This is a genomic window from Bacteroidota bacterium, from assembly GCA_039111535.1.
Lineage (GTDB): Bacteria > Bacteroidota > Rhodothermia > Rhodothermales > JAHQVL01 > JBCCIM01.
Window position 1 is genome coordinate 1 of the sequence record JBCCIM010000239.1, and the last position, 8,665, is coordinate 8,665.

General features: G+C 51.5%; 8 protein-coding genes and 1 tRNA gene. 5 read left to right on the forward strand and 4 right to left on the reverse strand.

The window, feature by feature from the left end:
• The 3 genes from AAF564_24085 to AAF564_24095 all read right to left on the reverse strand — a co-directional run.
• Positions 1 to 657: SDR family NAD(P)-dependent oxidoreductase (locus AAF564_24085; GenBank protein MEM8488650.1), on the reverse strand; the 657-nt coding region annotated here is incomplete at its 3' end.
• Positions 658 to 682: 25 nt separating this feature from the next.
• Positions 683 to 1,654: an LLM class oxidoreductase gene (locus tag AAF564_24090; GenBank protein ID MEM8488651.1), complete on the reverse strand. Its 972-nt coding sequence runs from the start codon at positions 1,652 to 1,654 to the stop codon at positions 683 to 685.
• 38 nt (positions 1,655 to 1,692) lie between these two features.
• Positions 1,693 to 2,715: a zinc-binding alcohol dehydrogenase family protein gene (locus AAF564_24095; protein MEM8488652.1), complete on the reverse strand. Its 1,023-nt coding sequence runs from the start codon at positions 2,713 to 2,715 to the stop codon at positions 1,693 to 1,695.
• Positions 2,716 to 2,870: 155 nt separating this feature from the next.
• Here AAF564_24095 and AAF564_24100 point away from each other — a divergent pair, with 155 nt between their 5' ends.
• Positions 2,871 to 3,242 carry a helix-turn-helix domain-containing protein gene (locus AAF564_24100; protein MEM8488653.1) on the forward strand — a complete coding sequence of 124 codons (372 nt, stop codon included), beginning with the start codon at positions 2,871 to 2,873 and terminating at the stop codon, positions 3,240 to 3,242.
• A 322-nt stretch (positions 3,243 to 3,564) separates the two neighbouring features.
• A complete protein-coding gene (locus tag AAF564_24105) occupies positions 3,565 to 4,899 on the forward strand; it encodes a serine hydrolase domain-containing protein (GenBank protein MEM8488654.1) in 1,335 nt (444 codons plus the stop codon).
• 84 nt (positions 4,900 to 4,983) lie between these two features.
• Here the strand turns inward: AAF564_24105 and AAF564_24110 are convergent.
• Positions 4,984 to 5,056 (reverse strand) — tRNA-Met (locus AAF564_24110).
• 191 nt (positions 5,057 to 5,247) lie between these two features.
• Between AAF564_24110 and AAF564_24115 the strand changes: the two genes are divergently transcribed.
• The 3 genes from AAF564_24115 to AAF564_24125 all read left to right on the forward strand — a co-directional run bounded on the left by AAF564_24115 (position 5,248) and on the right by AAF564_24125 (position 8,653).
• Positions 5,248 to 6,459 (forward strand): DUF1015 family protein, encoded by a 1,212-nt coding sequence (locus AAF564_24115; GenBank protein ID MEM8488655.1) that lies wholly within the window; start codon positions 5,248 to 5,250, stop codon positions 6,457 to 6,459.
• A gap of 141 nt (positions 6,460 to 6,600) precedes the next feature.
• A complete protein-coding gene (serC, locus tag AAF564_24120; GenBank protein ID MEM8488656.1) occupies positions 6,601 to 7,689 on the forward strand; it encodes a 3-phosphoserine/phosphohydroxythreonine transaminase in 1,089 nt (362 codons plus the stop codon).
• Between the two features lie 136 nt (positions 7,690 to 7,825).
• The gene (locus tag AAF564_24125; GenBank protein MEM8488657.1) at positions 7,826 to 8,653 is read left to right on the forward strand and encodes an NAD(P)(+) transhydrogenase (Re/Si-specific) subunit alpha; all 828 of its coding nucleotides are present in this window, start codon (positions 7,826 to 7,828) and stop codon (positions 8,651 to 8,653) included.
• The last annotated feature ends 12 nt before the right edge of the window (positions 8,654 to 8,665 follow it).

Genomic DNA, 8,665 nt, shown 5'->3' on the forward strand with positions numbered 1-8,665 from the left:
CCATTTCCAGGGAATGTGAGGGCGAAATGCCGGTGGCATAGTCATCAGTGCATGATTGAGGATAGGCATTTTTGTGGCCAGTAGTGAGCCCGGATTTACGGCGTAAAATATCGGACCATTTGGTTTGACGGCCTCAGCCATCGTTCGTGTCCACATGGTGATTGCCAGTTTGCTCTGGGCATACGCTTCGCCTGCCTGGAGCTGGATTTTGCCAGTCATTGCTTCCAGGTTCACAGGTGATTGAGCGGCTGACGAAAGGTTGACGACGCGTCCATCAGCATGCATCAGCGGCAAGAGGCGCTTCGTCAGCAGGTACGGCGACAGGGTGTTAACCACAAAGCGGATGTCGAGCCCTGAAGCAGTAGTTGCTGACGGGGCGCGGAAAACGCCAGCATTGTTGATGAGCACGTCCAAATTAGTATGCTGCTCAATCACAGCTTTTGCAAAAGCTTCAACTTCTGCCAGTACAGACAAGTCGGCGGTATAAATTTCTATCTGTCCCGTTTCAGGTCGCTCAGAGAGGGCTTTTTGCAATTTTTCCAGTTTGACTTTGTTGCGGCCGTGGAGTAGCAAGGTGTGGCCTTGTTTTGCGATTTGATGTGCCGCCTGAAGGCCGATGCCGTCGGTTGCTCCTGTTAGTAGTATGGTCTTTAGCATGATGTTGGTTTGAGGGTATTGGGTTTTAAGTTGCAGGGAAGTGGGGCAGGATCTCTTTCGCAAGCCGGTGCATGGTTTCTTCGATATCTGCCTGGTTGAATCGCAGGTTTACAGCAACGTGGTTGATGCCAATTTTCTCGAGTGATTTCAAATAGGCGCGCAAGAAATCTGTGCCCAATCGAAAGCCAAGGTGGATTGGTTGAGGTTTTGTGGCCGGATCTTCAGCGAGGTCGACATAAAGGGGTTGCATCACCGGTTGTGGCGACCTACCAGCCGCTTTGACCTTCAACCGCCAGTCATGCACAATCTGTGCCTGTAAAGCGAGGTTGCGTGGGTAAATCATCCAGCCGTCGCCATGCTCAGCGATCCATTCAGGCGTTTGCTGGCTGCCTCCCGTAATGAGCAGGGGCAGTTTGCCGGCAGCTGGTTTGGGGAGCATGTCCATGTTGCCGGCAAGCTCGCCGAACGTGTTGGCATACACGGGTGCTTCCGTACTCATTTGCCTGATGTAATCATAACTCTTCCTGAACAGGGCACCTCTTTCTGCAAATGGGATGTTGAGGGCAGGATACTCCTGCGGGCGATCGCCGGAGGCTACGCCCAAAAGAAGCCGGCCGTCCGACAAGGTATCTGCTGTTGCCGCTGCTTTTGCAACGTGTGCCGGGTGACGTAGCGGCAAAATAACGCTGGCAACACCGAGGGCAATGTCTGTTGTTTGGCTGGCCAGGAATCCCAGGTAGACAAAAGGGTCGAAAGGTTGGCCGGCGTCACCAAACGAAGGCACATTAAACGGTACGTCTCTGAGCCACACGGCTGGAAAGCCAAGGGTTTCTGCAAGCTGTACCCGTTCCAGGTGCCGGGTCATAGGGGGTACAGGTGTTGTCGCATACTGTTCGATGGGTACCACCAGGCCTATGGTCAGCCGCCCTTGATGGAAAGTTGCGTTGTATCCTTTGTTAATGGATGGGAAGCCTTTATGTTGAGCACTGTTGTGCATGAGGGGTAAGCTGTTGAATTCGAGGATAAATGGTGTACTTATGGGACGTCTTTTGATGAAAATCCATCAAGCACTTGCTTGCCTATGACGCGCCCGCCTTCCTGTATCTCATGCGCTTTTTTCAGGGTCTCTGCACTAAGGTTGCCAAGGTGGCTGGTTACCGTAGACACCAGGGTGCCGTTGTCAAGCATTTCAGATACCCGGTTCAAAAGCACGTGTTGTTTCTCGATGTCGTCTGTTTGAAACATTGAGCGGGTAAACATAAGCTCCCAGCTGAAAGTGAGGGCTTTGCCTTTACCGGGTTTGATATCCAGCGTCTCCGGATCGTCGATAAACACAACATGTCCACGAGGCTTGATGAATTGCAGGACTGATGAAAAATGCTGATCGGTTGCGTTTAAAGAGGCTACATATTTGGGTGTGATGCCAAGCACTTCGAGCTGGGCTGTTAGCGACTCGCGATGGTTGATGACATGGTCAGCCCCCATTTTCTGGGTCCAGGCTGTCGTTTCTGGGCGAGATGCCGTAGCAATTACTGTAAGGCCAGTAAGTTTTTTGGCAAGCTGAATGAGGATAGATCCAACACCGCCGGCACCGCCTATAATCAGCAGGCATTCTCCATTGCCGTCACCTTCCTTGAATGCAAAGGCATCAAACAGGATCTCCCAGGCGGTAATAGAAGTGAGGGGCATGCCGGCAGCTTCAGCAAAGTCCATCGAAGCTGGCTTTTCCCCGACAATCCGTTCGTCAACTACATGGAATGCCGCGTTGGTACCCGGTCGGGTGATATCGCCGGCGTAGAAGACAGGGTCTCCTATTTTAAAATTGCGCACATCGGTGCCCACTGCGGTCACAATACCTGCTGCATCGTACCCTAAAATAGCCGGCGTATCGCCTGGGGGTTTGTTTGCACGCAGTTTTACATCTACCGGATTAACAGATATGCCGCGAACGTCAACCAACAGATCACGCGGGCCTGGCGTTGGTTGCTCCGCGTCGAACTCATATAGGGCATCGGTAACGGTGATTGGGCCGGCTGCTTTATATCCTATTGCTCTCATGGGTATCCAATTGCTTTTTGAAAGACTTGATTTCTAAACCTGTGCGGTTAAATTAAAACTTGCCGTACGATACGGAGGAAGCATCGATTTTTACAAGTACCCACAAATATGTGGTGTACTTACAAAAATGTAAGTATTGGAAAATCAGATTGATTATGGCGCAAGAGAAGAAAAAGAATTTTGCATATCCTTTTGGTTGCTCTGTTGAAGCAACGGTATCTGTGATGGGCGGGCGGTGGAAGCCCGTGATCATTTTTAATCTCTTGAAGCACGACGTGTTGCGTTTTGGTCAATTCAAAAGAGAAATAAATGGCATCACAGAGCGTATGCTGACAAACCAGTTACGGGAGTTGGAAGCTGATGAAATTGTATCTCGTAAGGTGTATGCCGAGGTGCCGCCCCGTGTAGAGTATTCGTTAACCACGTATGGAAAAACACTGGAGCCGATTATGATGGCTATGCGCGAATGGGGCGCGGAGCACATGCTGGTAAAAGGCGATACCAATCAGACGGAAAGTAGTGTTTAAATTCTCCAGCCTTCAACGGGCCGAATGTAACTTGCTTCGTTTTATCTGTAGTGTAGATTTGTATGTACTTTAGGATCTGTCGTAGTTCGGTTGTAACCTCTTGCGCAAACTCGTTGTCGAGGCTGCCAAGCTAAAGTTTGATACGCAATCCCGGTACAGTAAATTCGCCATGCACCACCAATTTTGCTCCTTACGTATGCTCCTTTCTTGTCGAAGTGTTTTACCTCTTGCCTTTTTGATTTTTGTCAGTTTTATCAGTGGATGCCAGTCAGGGCAAACAGAGACTGATCCTGCAGATCAGACTGCGGACAGGATAAAACAGATGGAGGATAGCCTTTACCCGTCCCTTGTTGTCGCAGGAAAGGCACCAGAGACGCATACGTTGGCTGCGCGAATGGCGGAATTTAACGTACCGGGCTTGAGTATTGCGGTTGTTGAAAATGGTCGTATTGCCTGGGCCAAAGGGTACGGGTTTTCCGATGCGGAAGCTGGAACGCCGGTGACAACCTCGACACTTTTTCAGGCTGCTTCAATCAGCAAGCCAGTTGCCGCACTTGCTGCGTTACAAATGGTCGACGAAGGCAAGCTTTCTCTAGATGGAAACGTAAACGAGGCGCTGCAAAGCTGGTCGGTGCCCGAACATGAATTTGCAGCTACGGAGCAGGTGACGCTGCGCCGGCTGCTCAATCATACCGCCGGGACAACCGTGTGGGGGTTTCCAGGATATGTAGCGGATGAGGATGTGCCTTCAACAGTGGGTGTGCTTGCAGGTGACGGGAATACAGATCCGATAGAATTGTTTAAAACGCCGGGTGAAAGCTGGCAGTATTCAGGCGGAGGGTATACCGTTGCGCAACTGTTGATGGAAGAAGCGGCTGGCGAAACATTCCCTGCCTTGATGCAATCGCGGGTGTTGGGTCCATTGGAGATGTCGGAGAGTACTTTTCAACAACCTTTACCAGCTGCGCTACATGCAAATGCCGCCGCAGGTTATCGCCACGATGGAGATAGGGTTGTTGGTAAATGGCATACGTATCCGGAGATGGCCGCAGCCGGGCTTTGGACCACACCTTCCGACCTTGCTGCGTTTGTAGTAGCTATGCAGTCCGCCTTTGCCGGTGAAGAGGGAAGTGTATTGTCTGGTGAAACCACCGCGCAAATGATGAAGGCCGGGATGAACAACCAGGGCCTGGGGCCAGCCATTTCGGAAGATGGTGATTGGTTTATGCACGGCGGTGCAAACGAAGGCTTTCGGTGTTTTATGCTGGGGTCACTTGAAGGGGGCAACGGCCTGATCATGATGACCAATGGCGATAACGGCGGGGCACTTGTGGATGAAGTAAAGGTCACCATTGGGCGACTGTACGGCTGGGATGCGCTGGTCCCGGCGGAGAAGGTGGTTGCAGCTATTGGGTCTGAAGCTTTTGAGGCGGTGGCCGGTACGTATCGCTTTGATTTTGGCGAAGCCGTTTTCACGTACCAGGACGGAAAACTATTGCTTACCGCTACGTTTTTGGAGGGGGAAAATATTTTGTTGCCAGAATCAGCGTCCACGTTTTTCCACATGACCGAAGGAGATCAGTTTGAATTTCTGCTTAATGCTGACCGTGTTGTGGCGGTGCGTGTAAATGGTCAGGCCGTCGGTACAAAGAAATAAGCCAGGTGTCGCTATAATCGGCAATACGCTTTCCTGTAAAAACTAAAAGGTCTCGAACAGATGTTCGAGACCTTTTTTACGTAGTAGCGGGGGTGGGATTTGAACCCACGACCTCCGGGTTATGAGCCCGGTGAGCTACCAGCTGCTCCACCCCGCGATGTATTTTTTTGAAGTCACCATGCAACCCGCCAATTTTCATTCGGATCCCGATGAATTTAAAATATATTTGCTGCGAACTTTTGGGCACAACGTAGCGCCTTAATTCGTTCAGCAGTACCTTCGGTACTTGACGCATAAGCTTGAGACATCTGGTACCTGTTTAACCTTTGAACGCATACTTTTACATACATGGCGATCTTACATCCCTTTCGCGCCCTTCGGCCCGTGCCTGCAAAGGCATCGGAGGTAGCGTGTGTACCTTATGATGTCATCAATACCAAAGAAGCCCGGCAACTTGCTGCCGGCAAACCCCTCAGCTTTCTCCATGTGATCCGCCCTGAAATTGATCTGGATGCCGGCGTTGATATCCATGCTGATGCTGTATACGCAAAAGGGGCTGCCAATCTAACAGCCTACCGCAATAGCCATCATGCCATCCAGGAGGCCCGGCCGGCGCTCTATGTTTACAGGCTGATTATGGATGGCCGCTCCCAAACGGGCGTCTACGGGTGTGTGGCAGTGTCGGATTATGATAGCAATGTCATCCTGAAGCATGAAAAGACGCGGCCGGACAAAGAGGCTGATCGTACTAAACATATTGTTACCCAGCAGGCCCATGCAGAGCCCGTGATGGTCACTTTCCGTGATCATGGTGCGGTACAGGAAATTATTGAGGAGACCCAGGCCAGCGAACCCCTATATAATTTCAAAGCGCCAGATGGCGTACAGCATACCATTTGGCGGGTTGCTGAGACAGACGAATTAGTGGATGCCTTCGACGAGCTGGAAGAGCTTTATATTGCCGACGGCCACCACCGATGCAAAGCTGCCAGCCTGGCTGCTGATACATTGGCTGAAGGTAACAGGGTAGGGGCTGAGCGTAATTTCTTTCCAGCCGTACTCTTCCCGATGAGTGAGATGGCGATCCTTGCGTATAACCGCATTGTATACAAGTTGCCCAAAGGACCAGCGGCTTTCCTTGATGCTGTGCGTGATTCCCTGGGCCTTACTGAGACAGCAACGCCAGTACCGGCTGCTCCCGGGACAATATGCCTCTATGTTGACGAGAAATGGTACAGCACATCGCTGCCCGAAACGAAAAGAGGCAGCGTCGCTGATACCCTTGATGTGGCACGGCTGGGTGAGCACTTGCTGGAGCCGCTCCTCGATATTCACGACCCGCGGACAGATCCTAATATGTACTTCGTCGGCGGCATTCGTGGAACCGACGAACTGGAGCGGTTGGTTGATGGAGGCGAAGCTGCCCTGGCCATCTCCATGTACCCGACAAGCATTGAGGAGTTACTGGATGTATCAGATGCTGGCTTGTTGATGCCACCCAAATCCACCTGGTTTGAGCCTAAGCTACGCAGTGGCCTGTTGGTCCACCTAATGGATTAATGCATCCCCAGTTTACTTTTTGCAAGCTTGATGCGGCTAGCGTGATATAGCTGCAGCGCTCAGGCTATAGCAATGTTTTTCTATTCGACAATCTGATCCGCACCAAAGCGGTTTACTATACATACACACGTACGTTTGATTATGAGCACAACTCCCAACCTGCGTCGATATAATTTCTCTGCCGGCCCTGGTACACTGCCAGAAGCTGTACTGAATGAGGTGAAAAATGAAATCCCGGTCTATGAAGGCATTGGGGCTTCCGTGATGGAAATAAGCCATCGTTCGAATGCGTACACCGAGATTGCTGCCTCTGCCCGGACCCGACTCCGGAAATTGCTCGGTCTGGGCCGCGAATGGCACATCCTGTTTCTTACAGGGGGGGCATCCACGCAGTTTTATCAGGTGCCGCTGAATTTCCTGCCGGCTGATCGCAGCGCAGATTACCTCGTGACAGGTACGTGGTCTGTAAAAGCCGTGAAAGAGGCAAAAATGATTGGCGGTGTGAATGAAGCTGCTTCCAGTAAAGACCAAAACTTCTCCTATATTCCGCCAGTGGATGGCTGGCAACTCGACCCTGGTGCCGCGTACTTGCATTACACGTCAAACAATACGGTATCGGGTACCCAGTTTCATGTGGAACCGGAGGTGTCTGTACCACTGGTCTGTGACGCATCCAGTGATTTTCTGAGCCGCCATATGTCACTCGATCGGTACGGGTTGATCTATGCGGGCGCGCAGAAAAACATCGGTCCGGCCGGCGTAACCGTGGTGCTTGTTAACGACGAATTTCTGGCCACACGTAAAACCGGATTACCAACCATCATGGATTACGGCACGCATGCTGAGAAGCTGTTTAATACGCCGCCTGTGTTTGCTGTTTACATGGTAGAAAAAGTATTGCGTTGGCTCGAGGGGAAGGGAGGCATCGATGGCATTGAGCAGATTAATAAAGAAAAGTCGCGCCGGCTATACGGACGCATCGACGCCAATGACTTTTACCGTGGTACTGCCGCGGTCGATTCGCGCTCAATTATGAACGTCACGTTCCGGTTACCTTCTGAAGCATTGGAAGCTGCTTTTGTCGCCGAAGCTGCTGAGGCTGGACTTGAGGCACTCAAGGGGCACCGCTCTGTAGGCGGCATACGGGCATCCATTTACAATGCCTGTCCGCTTGTAGCCGTGGATGCGCTCGTATCGTTTATGGACGACTTTGAGCGGAAAAACGGTTGATACGTGGGTTCTTTAAGAAGAATCCTTGTTTACTATACAGAATGGTTGCTATTATGCCAGTGGACACGTTGGCTCCACCAGTTGCGTGTACACTGGAATTTCCCACTATTGATTCTCGCGCATAGACTGTATCGCTATGGCAGTAACTGTTGGCGTACCCCGTGAAACAACCGCAGGGGAGAACCGCGTTGCCCTGGTGCCGGACGTTGTTGGACGGCTTAAGAAAAAAGGGTTGGATATCCTTGTGGAAAAAGGTGCAGGTGATGCTGCATTTTATGATGATGCAGATTTTGAAGCACAGGGTGCTTCACTTGTCGATCGCAAGCAAGCCTTTGCAGCAGACATTGTCCTGAAAGTGCAGCCGCCCTCTGATGAGGAAATTGCATTGTTTAAGGCGCAAGGTGTGTATATCGGGATGTTGAGTCCGTTGGACCATCCGGGTATTTCAGCCGCCCTTGCCAAGCAGCAGGTAACTGCACTGAGTATGGAGTTGGTGCCACGCATTTCGCGTGCCCAGAAAATGGATGCCCTTTCTGCGATGAGTGCTGTTGGGGGATACCTGGCTGTACTGCGGGCCGCAAACGAATTACCCAAGTTCTTCCCGTTGCTCACAACTGCTGCTGGTACAGTAAAACCGGCCAATGCGCTAGTTCTTGGTGCGGGTGTGGCTGGGTTACAGGCGATTGCAACAGCCCGCCGGCTTGGCGCCCGGGTTGCGGCCTACGACATCCGTGACGCGGTAAAAGAAGAAATCCAAAGCCTTGGCGCTACCTTTGTTGAATTGGAGCTCGAAGCGCAGGATGACAAAGATTCTGGTGGATACGCAAACCCCCTCGCAGAAGAAACCCAAAAACGCCAGGTAGAATTGCTCGTCCCGCATATCGGGAAAGCAGATGTGGTTGTTACAACCGCATTGATTCCCGGACGAGCTGCGCCTTTACTGACCCCGGCTTCATCGCTTTGACAGCGTCTTCGG

Coding starts and splice junctions, on each gene's coding strand:
- AAF564_24105 (MEM8488654.1), top strand. CDS start 3,565: ATGGAGGATAGCCTTTACCCGTCCCTTGTTGTCGCAGGAAAGGCACCA.
- AAF564_24095 (MEM8488652.1), bottom strand. CDS start 2,715: ATGAGAGCAATAGGATATAAAGCAGCCGGCCCAATCACCGTTACCGAT.
- AAF564_24100 (MEM8488653.1), top strand. CDS start 2,871: ATGGCGCAAGAGAAGAAAAAGAATTTTGCATATCCTTTTGGTTGCTCT.
- serC (MEM8488656.1), top strand. CDS start 6,601: ATGAGCACAACTCCCAACCTGCGTCGATATAATTTCTCTGCCGGCCCT.
- AAF564_24090 (MEM8488651.1), bottom strand. CDS start 1,654: ATGCACAACAGTGCTCAACATAAAGGCTTCCCATCCATTAACAAAGGA.
- AAF564_24115 (MEM8488655.1), top strand. CDS start 5,248: ATGGCGATCTTACATCCCTTTCGCGCCCTTCGGCCCGTGCCTGCAAAG.
- AAF564_24125 (MEM8488657.1), top strand. CDS start 7,826: ATGGCAGTAACTGTTGGCGTACCCCGTGAAACAACCGCAGGGGAGAAC.